The organism is Algoriphagus zhangzhouensis, from assembly GCF_900148515.1.
In the GTDB taxonomy this organism is placed as follows: domain Bacteria; phylum Bacteroidota; class Bacteroidia; order Cytophagales; family Cyclobacteriaceae; genus Algoriphagus; species Algoriphagus zhangzhouensis.
Genome location: NZ_FRXN01000004.1, coordinates 12,567 through 29,708, shown reverse-complemented (window position 1 = coordinate 29,708; position 17,142 = coordinate 12,567). Strand labels below are relative to the sequence as shown.

General features: G+C 40.2%; 14 protein-coding genes. 2 read left to right on the top strand and 12 right to left on the bottom strand.

The features are described from left to right. Positions 1–12: 12 nt before the first annotated feature. From BUF13_RS14270 to accD, 5 genes are all read right to left on the bottom strand, one after another. Complete coding sequence (locus tag BUF13_RS14270) at positions 13–855, bottom strand: N-acetylglucosamine kinase (RefSeq protein ID WP_073572508.1); 843 nt, start codon at positions 853–855, stop codon at positions 13–15. A gap of 1 nt (position 856) precedes the next feature. Continuing rightward, on the bottom strand, positions 857–1,084 hold the full coding sequence (locus BUF13_RS14265) for a cytochrome b5 domain-containing protein (protein WP_073572507.1): 228 nt from the start codon (positions 1,082–1,084) through the stop codon (positions 857–859). Continuing rightward, positions 1,084–2,235, bottom strand: a complete 1,152-nt coding sequence (locus BUF13_RS14260) for a formimidoylglutamase (protein WP_073572506.1) — start codon at positions 2,233–2,235, stop codon at positions 1,084–1,086. The genes BUF13_RS14265 and BUF13_RS14260 overlap by 1 nt, the downstream gene beginning before the upstream one ends. 142 nt (positions 2,236–2,377) lie before the next feature. Then, positions 2,378–3,682: an NADH:ubiquinone reductase (Na(+)-transporting) subunit F gene (gene nqrF / locus BUF13_RS14255; protein ID WP_073572505.1), complete on the bottom strand. Its 1,305-nt coding sequence runs from the start codon at positions 3,680–3,682 to the stop codon at positions 2,378–2,380. A 135-nt stretch (positions 3,683–3,817) separates the two neighbouring features. Continuing rightward, complete coding sequence (accD, locus tag BUF13_RS14250) at positions 3,818–4,660, bottom strand: acetyl-CoA carboxylase, carboxyltransferase subunit beta (protein ID WP_073572504.1); 843 nt, start codon at positions 4,658–4,660, stop codon at positions 3,818–3,820. A gap of 212 nt (positions 4,661–4,872) precedes the next feature. Between accD and BUF13_RS14245 the strand changes: the two genes are divergently transcribed. Then, a complete protein-coding gene (locus BUF13_RS14245; protein ID WP_073572503.1) occupies positions 4,873–6,507 on the top strand; it encodes a carbon starvation CstA family protein in 1,635 nt (544 codons plus the stop codon). Between the two features lie 15 nt (positions 6,508–6,522). Here BUF13_RS14245 and BUF13_RS14240 read toward each other — a convergent pair whose 3' ends face one another. The 7 genes from BUF13_RS14240 to BUF13_RS14205 all read right to left on the bottom strand — a co-directional run bounded on the left by BUF13_RS14240 (position 6,523) and on the right by BUF13_RS14205 (position 15,778). Next, positions 6,523–8,064, bottom strand: a complete 1,542-nt coding sequence (locus BUF13_RS14240) for a vanadium-dependent haloperoxidase (protein ID WP_073572850.1) — start codon at positions 8,062–8,064, stop codon at positions 6,523–6,525. 10 nt (positions 8,065–8,074) lie between these two features. Continuing rightward, positions 8,075–9,004, bottom strand: coding sequence for a transporter (locus BUF13_RS14235; protein ID WP_073572502.1), 930 nt, complete (start codon positions 9,002–9,004; stop codon positions 8,075–8,077). 42 nt (positions 9,005–9,046) lie between these two features. Next, positions 9,047–10,156, bottom strand: coding sequence for a protein involved in meta-pathway of phenol degradation (locus BUF13_RS14230; protein WP_073572501.1), 1,110 nt, complete (start codon positions 10,154–10,156; stop codon positions 9,047–9,049). A gap of 111 nt (positions 10,157–10,267) precedes the next feature. Beyond that, complete coding sequence (locus BUF13_RS14225) at positions 10,268–10,813, bottom strand: hypothetical protein (RefSeq protein ID WP_073572500.1); 546 nt, start codon at positions 10,811–10,813, stop codon at positions 10,268–10,270. Positions 10,814–11,134: 321 nt separating this feature from the next. Then, on the bottom strand, positions 11,135–13,993 hold the full coding sequence (gene infB, locus BUF13_RS14215; RefSeq protein ID WP_073572498.1) for a translation initiation factor IF-2: 2,859 nt from the start codon (positions 13,991–13,993) through the stop codon (positions 11,135–11,137). Positions 13,994–14,054: 61 nt separating this feature from the next. Further along, on the bottom strand, positions 14,055–15,299 hold the full coding sequence (gene nusA, locus BUF13_RS14210) for a transcription termination factor NusA (RefSeq protein WP_073572497.1): 1,245 nt from the start codon (positions 15,297–15,299) through the stop codon (positions 14,055–14,057). A gap of 5 nt (positions 15,300–15,304) precedes the next feature. Further along, positions 15,305–15,778 carry a ribosome maturation factor RimP gene (locus BUF13_RS14205; RefSeq protein WP_073572496.1) on the bottom strand — a complete coding sequence of 158 codons (474 nt, stop codon included), beginning with the start codon at positions 15,776–15,778 and terminating at the stop codon, positions 15,305–15,307. 335 nt (positions 15,779–16,113) lie between these two features. Here BUF13_RS14205 and BUF13_RS14200 point away from each other — a divergent pair, with 335 nt between their 5' ends. Continuing rightward, positions 16,114–17,142 (top strand): rod shape-determining protein, encoded by a 1,029-nt coding sequence (locus BUF13_RS14200; RefSeq protein WP_073572495.1) that lies wholly within the window; start codon positions 16,114–16,116, stop codon positions 17,140–17,142.

Here is a 17,142-nt window from a genome sequence, read left to right as displayed (position 1 = left end):
GGAATATTTGATCTATAACTTTTCTTGATGGTATAGTGTCAACCCTGCAATAGGGCTCTCAATAATAATATTAACATTCAAACCGCGATCAATCGCGGCTTTTCGAAGAATATCGGAATTATAGTAAGCAATGGAACCAACAAAATTGACTGGTTTTTCAAGGTGGTTTTGATATCTACAAACATGCGTATCAAAGAAATCTTGAAAAGAGTCATAAAAGAGGTTGTAACAATATGGGTTCGACTTACGCTCTGTAATGAACCTGCAGAAACTTGCCATATACCGATTTGGAAATGGCTTTCTATAAACATGTTCTTGAATGGTATTGGCAGTTAGGTGGAATTTATCAATCAGCTCATCCTTGATTTCAGAAGGCAAATCATCATTGATAAAATCTCGAAGGAACTTTCTACCAACATATCCTCCACCACCTTCATCTCCCAAAATATAACCAGGAGCTGGTCTTGAGTCTATGATGTTTTTTCCATCATAATCACAACTATTAGATCCAGTTCCTAAAATACAGGCTATTCCAGCTTGATGCCCACATGTCGCATGAGCCGCGGCGGCCAAATCATGATCTACTGTTATCTCAGCTTTGGAGAAAATGGTTCTCAGTGCTTGTTCAACCTCAAATTTTCTTTCAGGGGAAGAGCAACCGGCTCCGTAATAATAAATCTCTGAGATTTCACTTTCAATATTTACTAAAAAGTCGTGACGCATTTGAATCGCCATTTCCTCAGATGTTTGGTAATAAGGATTGAACCCTACTCCTCTATGCTGAGAAATCTTTCCATCTTGATGAATGACTCTCCAGTCCGTTTTACTCGATCCGCTATCTGCAATTAAAATCATACTAAATCAATCGTCCTATGGGCGAAAATTTTTCAAATACTTTTTCTGTATGAGGAGCATCTTTCAGTTCCTCGGTCAGGTCTTGACCCGCCCAATGTTCGTAATGTTTGCCTGTTTTCCATAATCTGGATTGAGTCACCTCATAGATGATCCCCTTGTATGCGATCCAAACTTCGGGTTTATCTTGCCCATTTCGAAGAGCAAGCTGTTGGCGTGTAATCTCTTTCATTAAAGCAATTTGATCTGGGCATTGATCCATCTCTCAGGAATCTCTCCTTTTTGAGCGACTTGGTAGTCTGAGTAACTGCATGGAACAGTACTTACCCGATCAAATTTTTCTGTTTCATTATGTGGAATTTCCATCCACCACTTCCCGCTCCTTTTACTTTTATAAAACACCAAGGTGTTTGGTTGAGTATCCAAAGAGACATTGTATTTAATGTAATCACTACTCTTGAAGGAAAGACTATCCTTTCTAGAATAAAACCCTTCAATAAAATACCAAATCATCACTGCTGTCACTTTCGCAGTTTTGTTGGAAGCATCATCAAAATAGGGATCATATCCATAAATACCGATGGAGCTCAATTTTTCATTCATTCCTGCAAACCAACAAATTTGGCAGGCTTCTTCAGCAGTCAATCCAAATGGTTGAGGATCTATCGCTCCCGGAGCATCAGAAGATTGAATTGCACACAAATCAAAACTTAGAAAGTCTGCATTTCTAATCAAGGGTTCTATTTCTTTGAATTCCTTTCTCACAACTCCCAGTCGCATATGATCAAAATACAATTTTTCAATCACATTGATCAAGTTAGGATCCACAAGAAAGCTTTGATAGGCCAAATGTGAATAGGAAAACAAGAAATTAGGCTGATGAAGAATAATCTCCTGGGTATGTTGATCAGAAAGAGGACCATCTTCCTCCATATCCAACTTAGCGTCAATAGTAAGTAGGCTGACCAACTTCTTCATCTTTTGATAAGACAAGTATTGGCCATAATCTAGATCATGAGTCCCTCCTATGTAAATGGGCAAAATTTGCTGCTTCATCAAAGCTTCTCCTACTCTCTGGATACGCTCATAAGTTTCTTCCAAGGTATCCCCGGGAATCAAGTCCCCCAAGTCAGCAACGCGATAGGGTCCTACCCCTCTTTTTAAATCATAAAGTTTTTCTCTGATTTCTAAAGAAGCTCTTTCTACACTTTCAGACTTCTTGATTCCTCTTGCTTCTTTTAACCCAACCAAAGCAATCTGAATCCCTTTTAAATCGGGAAATTCTTCTCCATACCAATGGATTTGCTTAAAGAATGAATTGTCTGGATACTTCTTTTGCCAAAGAAACTCGGGTACTGGTTCGAAAAAAGACTGAATATTCATAAGGGTACGATCTAGGGTAAAAATAATCAAAAAAGAGCCAAGAATTAAGCCAAATTCTTAAAGAACTCAAATTGAATCTACTAGCTAGATCAAAAAAATTGGACAAAAAAAATCCCGCCGAAGCGGGATTTGTATTTTTTGATTAACCACCGAAGTCGTCAAATCTGATGTTTTCGTCTGGAATACCCAAATCTTCGAGCATTTTCAAAACAGCTGCATTCATCAATGGAGGACCACACAGGTAGAATTCTACCTCATCTGGCTCAGGATGATTCTTCAAGTAATTGTCATACAATACTTGGTGAATAAATCCTACATAACCATCACCTTCTTTGTCTTCCAAAGACTTTTTGATCTTCCAATTATCTTCAGGAAGTGGCTCAGAAAGACCAATATTGAAGCTGAAATTAGGGAAATCATCTTCAATGGCTCTGAAATGAGGAACGTAGAACAATTCCTTTTTAGATCTACCACCATACCAGTAAGATACTTTTCTATGAGTCTTTTCAGTATGGAAAAGGTGGAAAATCTGAGCTCTTAAAGGAGCCATGCCAGCACCACCACCGATATAGATCATTTCTCTTTCAGTTGGGTTGATATGGAATTCACCATAAGGACCAGAAATAGTCACTTTATCACCCGGCTTTCTTGAGAATACATAAGAAGAACATACTCCTGGATTTACATCCATCCATTTGTTATTTGCTCTGTCCCATGGTGGAGTTGCGATACGAATCGTCAACATTACAATATTACCTTCTGCAGGGTGGTTAGCCATGGAATAAGCTCTGAAAAGCTCCTCATCATTTTTCATGACAAGATCCCACAAACCAAATTTATCCCAATCACTTTGATAAACATCTGCAGGGTGACCCAATTCAGGATGTGGAGTTATATCCATCTTCTTGAAGTTTACCGTGATAGCTGGAACATCAATCTGGATGTATCCACCTGCCTCAAAGTTCAAGGTCTCTCCTTCAGGGAGTTTTACTTTGAATTCTTTAATAAAAGTAGAGACGTTGTAGTTAGAAATAACTTCGCAATCCCACTTCTTGATACCGAAGATTTCATCTGGCACACGGATTTTCATATCCTGCTTTACCTTCACCTGACAAGCCAATCTCACATGACCTTGCTGCTCAGCTCTACTCAGGTGACCAACTTCGGTAGGTAGAACTTCTCCACCACCGTCTTCCACAACGCACTTACACATTGCGCAAGTACCGCCTCCACCACAAGCAGAGGGAAGGAAGATTTTTTGGTTACCTAGAGTAGAAAGTAAGCTAGTGCCAGCCGCAGTGACAATTGGATTGCTTTCGTCTCCGTTGATAACGATTTTCACATCTCCTGAATTGACCAGCTTAGACTGGGCAAACAAAAGAATAAATACCAGTAGCAAAATAATAACAGTAAATGCTACAATGGACGTAATAATTACAGAACCCATGAAATTTTGGTTTAACTTTTCTTATGGATTGATTCCCTTTTTGGGTGCACAAATATATCTATTAATCAATAAAACAGGCTAAAAAGCTTCTCAAATTTGCCTTCTTTGATCTTTAGAATTATTTAAAACTTGTGATTAATTGTTCAAGAGGTTCAACAATACTGTCAACCTGTTTTTTAATTGCCTTCTATCGATGATAAAATCCAAAAATCCGTGTTCCAAAACGAACTCAGAACTTTGGAAACCTTTTGGCAAGTCCTTCCCTATTGTTTCGCGAATTACTCGAGGACCGGCAAAACCAATCAAAGCCTCCGGTTCAGCAATGTTGAAATCTCCTAGCATTGCGTAAGAAGCCGTAACCCCGCCTGTGGTAGGATCGGTCAATAATGAGATGTAAGGAATTCCAGCTTCACCCAAAAGCGCCAACTTCGCAGAAGTTTTTGCCATTTGCATCAAGGAAAAACCTGCTTCCATCATTCTTGCTCCTCCAGATTTGGAGATCATCAAGAAAGGCATCTTGTTTTTCAGTGAGTGATCAATAGCTCTTGCAATCTTTTCACCAACAACAGACCCCATAGATCCACCAATGAAATTGAAATCCATACAAGCTACAACGATATCTAACCCATTCATTTTTCCATAGGCAGATCTAACGGCATCATTCAATTCCGTCTTTTCGATGGTAGCCTTGATTCTGGAAGTATAAGGTTTGGTATCAGTAAATTTCAACGGATCTCCAGACTTCATATCCTTATCAAGCTCCGTGAAAGTATTGTTATCAAAAAGGATTTCGAAGTACTCTTTTGATCCGATTTTCACATGAAAATCATCATCAGGGCAAACAAAAGCATTGTTTTTCAGCTCTCGCGTATGGATGATGTTGCCATTAGGCGTTTTGAACCACAATCCATCCGGTGCATCTTTCTTCTCTGCAGTGGAGGTTTTGATCCCTTTGTCAGTTCTTTTAAACCAAGCCATATTGAGTTTTTAAAATGATTTTTGACGAGTCAAAGGTTACAAATTTAGACCTAAAATCCGTTAAATAAAACCACCCAAATTTAAAGCTGACCGAACAACCCCAAGTTTTCCGCTCAATCCACTATTTTAAATTCCTTTTGAAGGGCGTGAAAATAGCCTTAGATTTGTTTCCGATCATTGTACCAAACCATATAATACCCAAATAATCATCTATGAATCTCGCTATTCTATTAATTATATCAGCTATCATATTGATTTTAGCCTATAGATTCTATGGGGCATTTGTTTATAAAAAATTTGGTCTTTCAGATAAAAATGTAGCTCCATCACATACTCATAGAGATGGTGTAGATTATGAACCCAGTAAGCCAATTGTGGTTTTGGGTCATCATTTTGCATCTATTGCTGGTGCCGGACCGATTGTAGGACCTATTATTGCGGTGACTTTTGGATGGATTCCAGCCGTAATTTGGATTTTGGTAGGAGGAATATTTTTTGGTGCAGTACATGATTTGGGAAGTATGGCGGCATCACTCAGAGCAGATGGTAAATCTATTGGGGTAATTATCCGAAATCAAATAGGCTTGAAGGGGAAACAGTTATTCATCCTTTTCAGCTTTTCTACTCTAATCTTGGTAATTGGAGTGTTTGCTGACATCATAGCTAAGACATTTGTTGCAAATCCAGGTGTAGCTTCAGCTTCAATCTTGTTTATTTTCCTAGCTATTGGTTTCGGAATTGTCAACCGAATGGTTGGAGATAAAAAAGTCGCATTTATTATCATCTCTATAATAGGTGTGGTTTTGATGTACTTTTTTGTCTATCTCGGCATGCAGCTTCCATTTGTTCTAGATTATAAAATCTGGATTTTGGCTTTGCTCGCTTATGCCTTTATAGCATCTGTAACCCCTGTAAGTCTATTGCTTCAACCACGCGACTATCTCAACAGCTTTTTGCTTTATGGGATGATGATCGCTGCCATTTTGGGAGTTTTCATTGCCAATCCAGAAATCAAAATGAGCAATGAAATCACAGTTTCAACAGAAAATCTCGGGTATATTTTCCCTGTTCTATTCGTGACGATTGCCTGTGGTGCAATTAGTGGATTTCACTCTTTGGTAGCATCTGGAACCACTTCCAAACAACTGGATAAAGAATCAGATGCGAAAGTTGTCGGATTTGGAGGAATGCTTATTGAGTCTTTCTTGGCAATTATTTCCGTAGGCGCTGTGGTGGTTTTGACAAAAAGCGAATACATGGAAAGACTTGCCGGAGAAGGGCCTGTCGCTCTTTTTTCCACCGGATTGGGTGGAATGATTTCTACTCTTGGGATACCTGAAGAATTTGCGGTGGCTTTTGTCGCCTTGACTGTTTCTGCTTTTGCCTTGACAACTTTAGATACTTGTACAAGGCTTGCTCGATTTACTTTACAAGAATATTTCGAAGATCTTCCTCAACCAGCAGCAAAAAAAATAGCCCAAAACAGATACATCTCCACCAGTTTGGTAGTTGTCTTCTCAATACTGCTACTCCTTTCAGGTGGATTCACCACACTTTGGCCAATATTCGGGTCAGCCAATCAACTCCTGGCGGCATTGGCTCTCTTAACAATCGCAGTTTGGATGATTCGCAAAAAGCAAAACGCCCTATTTGTGACCATCCCCATGTTTTTCATGTTTACGGTGACTTTGGCCTCTTTGGGACTTTTTGCTTGGAAAAACTTCCAGGATCAAGTGTATGTGCTTTCCCTTATTGCCGCTCTTTTATTCATCTTGGCCATTTCCCTAATGGTTTTGGCTACAAAAAGCATAAAAAATGAGATCAAAGAACCCGCAAAGGCTCTCTGATCTCTGATTACATTACTAAAAATTATCGCCTCCATCGATCTTTGCCCGATCGATAGAATATTGTGCGGCATTGATTCCTTGGGTCGTGCCTACTGTGGCATCAAAGGTCCAATGGATTCCACCATAAACTCTTGAGATCGCGGCTTCTTTGGCCCAACCTCTTACTTTGTCTGCTTCATCAGGAAAAATATATGCCAGGACCTCAGCTCCTGCAGCTGAAAAAACAGAGTGGCCAGAGGTATAGGAAGGGAAATTTGGAGTGCTCGCTATGGTTTCAAATCCTTCGATGGTCTGAATAGGACGTGGATAATGATAATAGTATTTCGCATCCCAACAGCTGATTCCCGCATCCATAATGGCCATGTTCATATAAGCCATCGTCCTTGCAGCTCGAAGGGTATTGAGTTTGTTTTTCACAATGAACGCATTGGCAAATTCATTCCAATGTCCTGGAGGTGTATAAGTGCCCAATCCATCCTGCCAAAAATTGGCGATTCTTCTATACTCTTCACTGTGCTCGGCCAAATAGCCCTTTAAGATTTTTACATCTTCTTCATAGGCTGGTGAACCTGGAGTCGGAGGAACTGGTGGTCGAATGGCTTCTACGTTTGGAACGCTCCACATTTTCACCTTCCCAAAAAGAGGAGTTAAACCCACCGGTCTTTGTGGAGCTTCCTGATTGATCCACATCCAGCCAAATCGCTCGTATGCTGCATTTGCTATGGAATCTGAAACGGCTTTAGATGTTTGGGCGTTTTTCATCCCATCTGTAGAAGCCCTTGTCAAAGCCAAAGCGGCAATTTCCTCACCTATTTTTACTCCCCCATCGATATCACTTTGGACATTTTCTCCCGAAAGGAGCAAGGATTCCAGATGCTCACTCATTTTAGAATTCAAATATTCCACTTCCAATGGAAACATTACCTTCAAAATTTCAGCAGATGCCGATGCAATCACAGCTCCATCAGATGGATAGGAAGGAATAGGGTTTTCTTCATAGGCATGGTTTATTTCCAAATCCTGTAAATAAGGAGCGGCACGGTTGTACTTATATTTATAATGCCATGCTGAAATCAATCCATCGAATTGGGCAACGGACATATATGCCAAAGCCCTGCTTGCATAAGGAGGATGGGAAAAAGGAAAAACTGGAGGGCCTTCAGGATTTGCAGGATTGGGCAAGGTATAAGATCCATCTTCATTTGGACCCGGTATTAAATTGTATTTGGCAATCAATTCCAAGGCTATTTCATTCCATCGAATTACCGGATTATTGGTCCATTTTTTAAGGTTTTCTTTCTGTTGAGAAGTTATGGAAGCTATTGCATTTTTCACTTCCATCAATTCTGCTTGGTATTCTGCTGAACTTGTTTCTTTAGGTTCAGCAATCATTATTTCAGATCCCGATGAAAGTAATATCGGTGTCCAATTTCCCCCATCTTCATCAGTGGAAGAAAAGACATAGTTTTCATAAGCCAACTCTGTTGGCAAATCCTTTGAGCAAGAAATCAAAACTGCCAAAGGAAGGATATATATTAGGTAGTATAATTTTCTCATGACGGGTTGATTAGAATCCAAACTGATAGGTAGCTCCCACTCCAAAAGAAGTCATCTTTGGAGCATTTCTTCCTGCTACATTTTGATTGAAATAGGTTAGGACTCCCAACCCTTTGATCTTCGGAAAATAGTAATGAGCAAATGCGCCTACTCTTGTCATATCCACTTTATTGGTAGGCTGTGGCGCATTGTAGGGGCGAATGTCATCACCTGATGTGGATGTCTGATTACTTGCAGAAAGCTCAACTCGAAGCGCATTTTGGAAGAACCATTTACCCAAAGCCAAACCAAAATTCCAGGAACTAGGCACATCCATCCATGGAGTGTAGTAGCTTCCATCATTATAATAATAGGTACGCTCAGCCTCAGTATAGCCTTTCCAAACATAGGCAACAGCTGCTCTACCATAGAACCCATTATTCAATTGATAATGAGCAATTCCTCTCCAAGCAATTTGCGGAGTCCCCAGTCCTAAGCTGTAAGGCTGGTAATCCGACAGATAATTAGAAACCGGTGTAGAAAACAAAACCGAACCGTACAGGGAAAAATCTCCCTTATCAGATGACTTTTCCAAAGCTTTGTACTTCAAGCCGATGGAAAGGTCTTGAACTCCGAATGTTCCAGCAAACTTTCCTCCGTTTGGTGTAGTGGAGTTTGTAGAAATGTAAGGCAAACCAGCATAAACATCCAGTTTTTCTGTAATTCCATATGCAGCCATCAGCATAGCGGTCCTTCTTTGAACAGTTGCAATGGTCTCATTTTTTCTTAGAAAGTCTCCTTCCCAATATTGATTAAACTCTCCATATTCATAATTGAACAAGAGGCAGAAATCATTCTTTGGCATCATCAGTTCATCTGTGGGTGATTGAGCCAAAGAGTATGTAGAAAACACAAGAAAGAGACAGAAGGCACCTGTTAGGTTAGTCAAATAACTTTTCATTTTGGATTTATTAAAGGTGTTGGGAATACCCTGCCCTTATTTTTAAAGTGAGTTAAAAACCTTAGGAGCCTTCTTTGGAATTCTCCAAGCCAATGAGAAATTGATCAGATAGTCTGCAAAAGCAGCATCTCCGTGGACCACATCATCTGGAGTTGAATTTTCGATATCCGTCACGCTTTGGGTTCTATTTCGATAAAGGGCAATAGGCACATTCAAGGTCCCTGTCACATTTCCTTTCATATAGCTGATCCCAGGTTCGACAGATATGATATACCCCGGTCTTCTAAAACCATCACTTCCACCGATGGCATCATGAACAGGAATTCCTTCCACTCTTCCTCCTAATGAGATCCCTAGTCCATGTATTTTTTCAAAAGATTTGAAAACCCCAGTCCGAACGGCATACTGATCCGGCACACTCATAATCGCCTCATTCTCTCTCCTTCTATTCGTTGGAGTACCGTTTGTTTCCTTCGGATTGAACATGTAGAACCCATCATAATACCAGAAATAAGTACTTGTGATATTCCACAGACCTTGGAAATCGATGATCAAACCAGTCCCGCCATCTCCCAATTGAATGGACTGATCGACAGTCTTGATTTGTTCCACTCCTTCATCTCCTTGATTATAAAAAGTACTGGTAGCTGCATAGTCTCCTGTTGGAAACTTCAAACCAAAACCAATTGCTGTGTTTCCCTTTTTAGCCTTTTCACCGGAAAGCAACCAGTAACCAGCCCCGATTCTCATATCACTAAAACCTTTGGAATAGGTGGTATGGCGCTCAGTTCGACCATGCTCATAGAGTGAGCTTCTTTCATTGTATTGAAAGGGAAGGGAGACGATTCCATATAGTCTTTCAGAAAAAGCATAACTAATATTGAAATCTACTCCATGTTGATGGTTGATCACCTGAGTACCATCTTCAATACGGTTTGCTTCTTCATGTGAACCTCTAAAATGTCTGAATGACTTGAAGTAGCGATAGTTGGCAGAAATATTCCATTCTCCTTTTTCAAGAATATTTCCTTGGCCCACAGCATTACCAAGACCGGAAAATTGACGAATAGCCACACAGCCTTGTGCGTACGAAATTGCTGGCAACAACATAAGACTTGCTGCTACCAAACCTGATAGTAGTATTTTTTTCATTTGATAAAGCGTAATAGATAACCATCCAAGAAAAATCTTGAATGAAATAGATAGAATACACTTCTACTGGGAATCAAAAGAATCCAGAAAAGTGCTTGACCAAGAAATCTATTAGCTTACCTGCGGAGGTGGAGAGTTTTGTTGAAAAATAGGATTCTTGTAAGATGAAAAAATAAACCCTTGATGCTGTATTGAAATCACTTCTTGAATAGCCACAAAGTCTATCATCTGTGATTCTACATAGTCTTTTACAAATACCTTTAATAGTGTGGAGTTAGAATTTTCGCCAGAGAAATCATCATCTGTCACCAATGAAATCCATTGCTGAACAGTTGATTCCAACGTCTTTCGAGCGGTATCGGGCACATAAACGATTTGCAAAGTATCATTTTGATACCGCTGCTTGATAGCACGAAAATATTTCCCGTCTTTTTCAAATCTTGTATTGGTAGCCTGAAACTCCTCTTGGTTTGCCATGTAAGGAGCTGCCAAGGGAACTTCCATGATTCTCTCTTCCAAACCAACATCCAAACTGCTATAGATTTTGTCATGCCAATTGGATTCAATCTGGTATTGATGCGAATAGTAAAACGCATAATAGCCAAAGTGATAGATGGCAAAACATAGCAAAAGCGATATGGAAATTAGTTTTCTCAAAAAGGCAATTTTGCTGAAATTACAGACAAATAATCGACAGAAACAATTTTTACCATATATAATTTCAAAAAATCAACCTTATGAAAAATAAAATTATAGTTATCAGAATAATTGATGTACCATAAACTTGAATTACTTTAAGCCTATGAAAGCTATCCAAAAACCAAAGAACCCATACTGGCTTGATCAGCCCTAAAATGAGGTTTAGCATAGCTAAAACCAAAAAGAAAATCAGTACTGCTTGAACTGCTTCTATCATGACTTGAAAATAAAAAAGGAACGGCTCTCACCGTTCCTCTCTTCTAACTATTTCCAAAGAAATTATTTCTTTTTCTTTATTTCTCTCATTTCATAACCCTCAATCGTGTCATCTATTTGGATGTTGTTGAAGCCTTTGATAGAGATACCACATTCATATCCAGCCTTCACTTCAGCTACATCGTCTTTGAATCGCTTCAATTGATCGATCTCACCTTCATGAATTACGATACCATCACGGATTACACGGATCTTGTTCTTTCTAGTGATGTAACCATCAGTCACATAAGAACCAGCCACTGTACCCACTTTAGAGATTTTGAAGACTTCTCTCACCTGGATATTACCAGTGATTACCTCTTCAAACTCTGGCTCAAGCATACCTTCGATTGCATCCTTGATCTGGTTGATCGCATCGTAGATGATGGAGTAATGACGGATTTCAATTTCTTCCTGCTCAGCCAATCTCTTAGCATTTGCAGAAGGACGAACTTGGAATCCTAAGATAATCGCATCAGAAGCAGAAGCCAACAATACATCGGATTCAGAGATCTGACCCACACCTTTATGGATAATGCTAACTTTCACTTCATCCTTGGATAGTTTCAACAAGGAATCAGAAAGTGCTTCCACGGATCCATCCACGTCACCTTTGATGATGATATTCAATTCCTTAAATGATCCGATTGCCAAACGACGACCGATTTCATCCAAAGTAATATGTTTCTTAGTACGCAAGCTTTGCTCTCTCTGGATTTGCTCTCTAGAGTTCGCAATTTCTCTAGCTTCTCTTTCAGAGTCATAAACTTTGACAGTATCACCAGCTTGAGGAGCACCACTTAGACCCAACACCTGAACAGGAGTAGAAGGTCCGGCTTCTTTCATCTTTTTACCTTTGTGGTCAAACATCGCTTTTACACGACCATAATGCTGACCTGCAAGCATTACATCTCCAATTCTTAAAGTACCAGCTTGAATCATCATTGTAGCTACATAACCTCGACCTTTGTCTAGGGAAGCCTCGATGACAGTTCCTACTGCATTTTTATTTGGATTTGCTTTCAATTCAAGGATTTCAGATTCAAGCAATACTTTTTCAAGCAACTCATCTACACCTTGACCTGTTTTGGCAGAGATATCCTGAGACTGGTATTTACCACCCCATTCTTCCACCAACAAGTTCATATTAGCCAATTCCTCTTTGATCTTGTTAGGATTAGCATTTGGCTTATCCACTTTATTGATCGCAAAAATCATTGGTACACCAGCAACTTGTGCGTGGTTGATTGCTTCTTTAGTCTGAGGCATGATGTTATCATCAGCTGCAATCACGATAATCGCGACGTCAGTGATCTTCGCACCACGGGCACGCATCGCTGTAAATGCTTCGTGACCTGGAGTATCTAGGAAAGCAATCTTATGCCCTGTCTTGGTCATTACGTCATAGGCACCGATGTGCTGTGTAATACCCCCTGCTTCATCAGCAGTGACCTTGGACATACGGATATAATCAAGCAAGGAAGTCTTACCATGGTCAACGTGCCCCATGATCGTGACAATCGGAGCGCGTTCCTCCAAATCATCTGGATTTTCTTCCTCTAATTCTACAGCTTCCTCTTCAATATCCTTAGTAAATTCTACATCATAACCGAACTCATCAGCAATAATGGTAATAGCTTCAGCATCTAAACGTTGGTTGATAGACACGAACATACCCAAAGACATACACGCAGAAATGATCTGATTTACAGTCACATCCATTAATGCAGCCAAGTCGTTAGCCGAAATAAATTCGGTTACTTTTAAGATTTTGGTTTCTTCGTTTTCTACGTCAACCTCGCGTTCGCGCTCAGCTTTTTTATCTCTTCTGCTCTTCTTGCCTCCAGAGCTTTTACCCTGAAGTCTCGCAAGAGTTTGTTTGATTTGATCTTGGATTTCCTTTTGAGTAGGTTCAGCCTTTTGGTGACGCTGCTGGTTATTACCGCCTTTGTGACCTCCTTGGTTTCTATTACCTCCTCTATTACCTTGGTTTCCTCCACCTTGGTTTCTGTTTCCTCCTTGATTTCCACCTTTATCGATACGTTTTCTAGGACGTTTCTTGTCTCGGTTTCTCTCATCAGAAGATGCCACAGGTCCACCTTTTTTCTTCGGCTTTTCAACTGGCAATTCGATTTTACCCAATACTGTCAATCCTTTCAAAGAATCGGCCTTAGCTGCAATTACTTCATTGCCTGCCGACTTTTCCTCTTTTGGAGGTGCAGGTTTTTCAGTTTTAGGTGCATTAAATGGCTTTTCTTTCGGCTTGAAAGGTTTATCGGCAGATTTCGCTTCAGGTCTTGGAGCATGAGGAGCTTTTTTTCCCTCAAATTTTGGTGATGCTTTTGCCTCTGGAGCCTTCGCAGGAGCCGCAGGTTTTGGAGCCGGATTAGGCTTTTTATTCAAATCTATTTTACCCAGAACTTTGATTCCTCCAAGCTTAGGAGCTTCATTAGAAATTTTCTCAGGTTCCGGAGTAGGAGCAGGTTTAGGCTCTTCTTTCTTAGCCTCTGGAGCAGGTGCAGGCTTTGGTTCTTCTTTTTTAGCCTCAGGTGCAGGCGCAGGTGCTGGAGCTGGCTCAGGCTTAGGTGCCGGAGCTGGCGTAGGAGCTGGAGCTGGCTCAGGCTTAGATTCAGGTTTTGGTTCTGGATCTAAGGAGACAGTTTCATGCCTTTTCCCTATCGAGAGGTGGGAAGCCTCTTCCTTTTCAAGTGCAGAGGACTTAAATTCCTTGTTCAGCATACCTACCTGCTCCATGCTGATTTTGGAATTCGGATTGTCCTGCACATCAAAGCCCTTTTTCGCCAGAGTCTCCACGATGGTTGCCGTACCAACGTTGAGTTTTCTAGCTAAAGCGCCTAATCGCATCATTTTTTCTTCTGACATAAGCAAAAACCTCTTTCGAAATCTTATTTAAAATTGGGTAATTATCTGGGCATTTATCCCATTATTGTTCAAATTCTTGTCGGAGAATTCTGAAAATCTCATCGATGGTTTCTTCTTCCAATTCGGTTCTTCTAAGCAAATCTTCTCTACCTAGTGCCAATACACTCTTGGCTGTATCCAAACCGGTTTTCTTTAACTCTTCGATGATCCATGCGTCGATCTCGTCTTGGAACTCGATCAAGGCAACATCTTCTTCTTCATTCTCATTCAATTCGCGGAATACGTCAATTTCATAACCTACCAATCGGCTTGCTAATTTGATATTGTATCCGCCTTTTCCGATCGCAAGAGACACTTGATCTGGTTTCAAGAACACAGAAATTCTTTTCGTCTCTTCGTTAGCAGAAATCGAAGTCACTTTTGCAGGGCTCAAAGCTCTGGAAACATACAGATCCAAATTGTCTGTAAAATTGATCACGTCAATGTTTTCGTTCTGCAACTCACGAACGACAGCATGAATACGGGATCCTTTCATCCCCACACATGCTCCTACTGGATCAATTCTGTCGTCATAGGACTCAACTGCTACCTTCGCTCTTTCTCCTGGCTCACGAACGATCTTCACAATAGTGATCAAACCGTCGTAAACTTCTGGAACTTCATTTTCAAATAGTCTCTCCAAGAAAACTGGAGATGTTCTAGAAAGGATAATTTTTGGATTTCCGTTCATCATGTCCACTTTGTGAACAATAGCTTTTACGGTATCTCCTTTTCTGAACCTATCCTTAGGGATTTGCTCTCCTTTAGGAAGGATCAATTCATTACCTTCTCCATCTATTAAAAGGATCTCACGTCCCAAAATCTGATATACCTCAGCTGAAACGATCTCTCCTACTTGTTCTTCGTATTTGTTGAATAGAATATCTTTTTCCAGATCTTTGATTCTTTGGATCAAAGTCTGACGAGCCATCTGCACGGCTCTTCTACCAAATTCTTCTAACTCAATCTTTTCATACACTTCTTCACCGATCTCGAAATCTGGCTCAATCTTACGAGCTTCAGAAAAACTGATCTTGTCAAAATCCCAGATGTCCTCAGAGTTGTCATCTACAATTTCCCGAATACGGAAAATCTCCAAGTCTCCTTTATCAGCATTGATCGTTACGTCGAAGTTCTCATCAGTTTCAAACTTCTTGCGGATCATTGCTCTAAAAACATCTTCCAGAATACGGATCATTGTTGGTCGATCCACATTTTTAGATCTCGCAAATTCAGCGAAGGATTCTATTAAGACTTTGGCATCCATTTTATTTATTTAAAAGATACTTGTACAACTGATTTTTTTATGTCTTCAAAAGGGATTGAGGTTTCCTCCTCAGTCGCCTTTTTACCTTTTTCTTTTTTTGCAACCAGCAATACGATTCCCTGGTCCGTCACATTAGTCAGTTTCCCTTTGGCCTCTTTGCCCTCCTCTAAATTCACTTTCAGAGTCCGTCCAATATTCTTTTGATATTGGCGTTTGCTGGACAAAGGATAATCCACTCCAGGCGAGGAAACCTCTATCCTGTAGGCATTATCAATCAATTCTTTGGCCTCTATTTCATCTGATACTGCCCGGCTGACTTTGGCACATGTATCGATGGTGACACCTTGGTCTGCATCGATCAAAATATTAAGGGTTGTTTGTTCACCTTTGGTGCCCATAGACAACTCCACAAGGAAGTGACTTGCATCTGGAAGATGCTTTTCCACTAGTTCCGCCAATGTTTCTTTTAAACCCGACATAGTATGCATAATGAAAGAGGGGACTTGGTGTCCCCTCTAGAAACTTTTCGAATACGGCACAAAGGTAAAATAATTTTATTCTAAAAACAATTGATCTAAAAAATCAAGAAAATGAGTTTAAAGCACTTGGGGGGCAAAATCTTCCACTTTTCATTTATCAATATCAAAAACTCAACCATGGAGAATTTCTATATTAAAATAATCTTCAAAAAATATCGGGAATCACTCCATTTTATGGGATGAACATAATAATTTTGCCGACCCCCGTTTAATAAGCATCCAACTTTGCTATATTAAACCCTAAACCTCAAATACAAAACTCCAAACAGTAAAAAATGGGATTATTTGATTTTTTCTCAAGCGATATCGCCATCGACCTGGGTACCGCTAACACACTGATCATTCACAAGGATAAAATTGTCGTAGACGAACCATCGATTATTGCGATAGACAAGACCAATAATCGTGTCCTTGCTGTGGGTCGTGAAGCGATGAACATGCATGAGAAAACCCATGAAAATATTAAAACTATCCGTCCTTTAAAAGATGGAGTAATTGCTGATTTTTACGCAGCAGAACAAATGATCCGTGGCTTGATCAAAATGATTCCCGGCCAGAAAAAAGGAATGTTTCCTCAGTCTCACAGAATGGTGATCTGTATTCCATCTGGTATCACTGAAGTAGAGAAAAGAGCTGTCCGTGATTCCGCGGAGCATGCTGGGGCAAAAGAGGTTTATATGATTTTCGAACCAATCGCTGCGGCTATTGGTATTGGTATTGACATTGAGAAGCCTATGGGCTCCATGATCGTAGATATCGGAGGGGGTACTACTGAGATTGCTTTGATTGCACTTTCTGGAATCGTAGCTGATCAATCTATCCGAGTGGCTGGTGATACATTCACCAAGGACATCTTGGATTATATGAGAAGACAGCACAACCTTTTGATTGGTGAGAGATCTGCAGAAAAAGTAAAAATCGCAATCGGATCTGCCTTGACAGAATTGGACGAAGCTCCTGAGGATTACGAAATCAGAGGTCGTGATTTGATGACAGGTATTCCAAAAGTGATCAAGGTTTCCTATTCAGAAATTGCCTTTGCTTTAGATAAATCAGTTTCTAAAATCGAGGAAGCTGTATTGAAAGCATTGGAAATCGCTCCACCAGAACTATCTGCGGATATTTATGACAATGGTATCCACCTAACTGGAGGTGGCGCATTGCTAAAAGGATTGGATAAGAGACTTCACCAAAAGACCAAGCTTCCAATTCACATTGCAGAAGATCCATTAAGAGCGGTAGTGAGAGGTACCGGAACCGCCTTGAAAAACGTACAAAATTTCAGAACCGTATTGATGACCTAA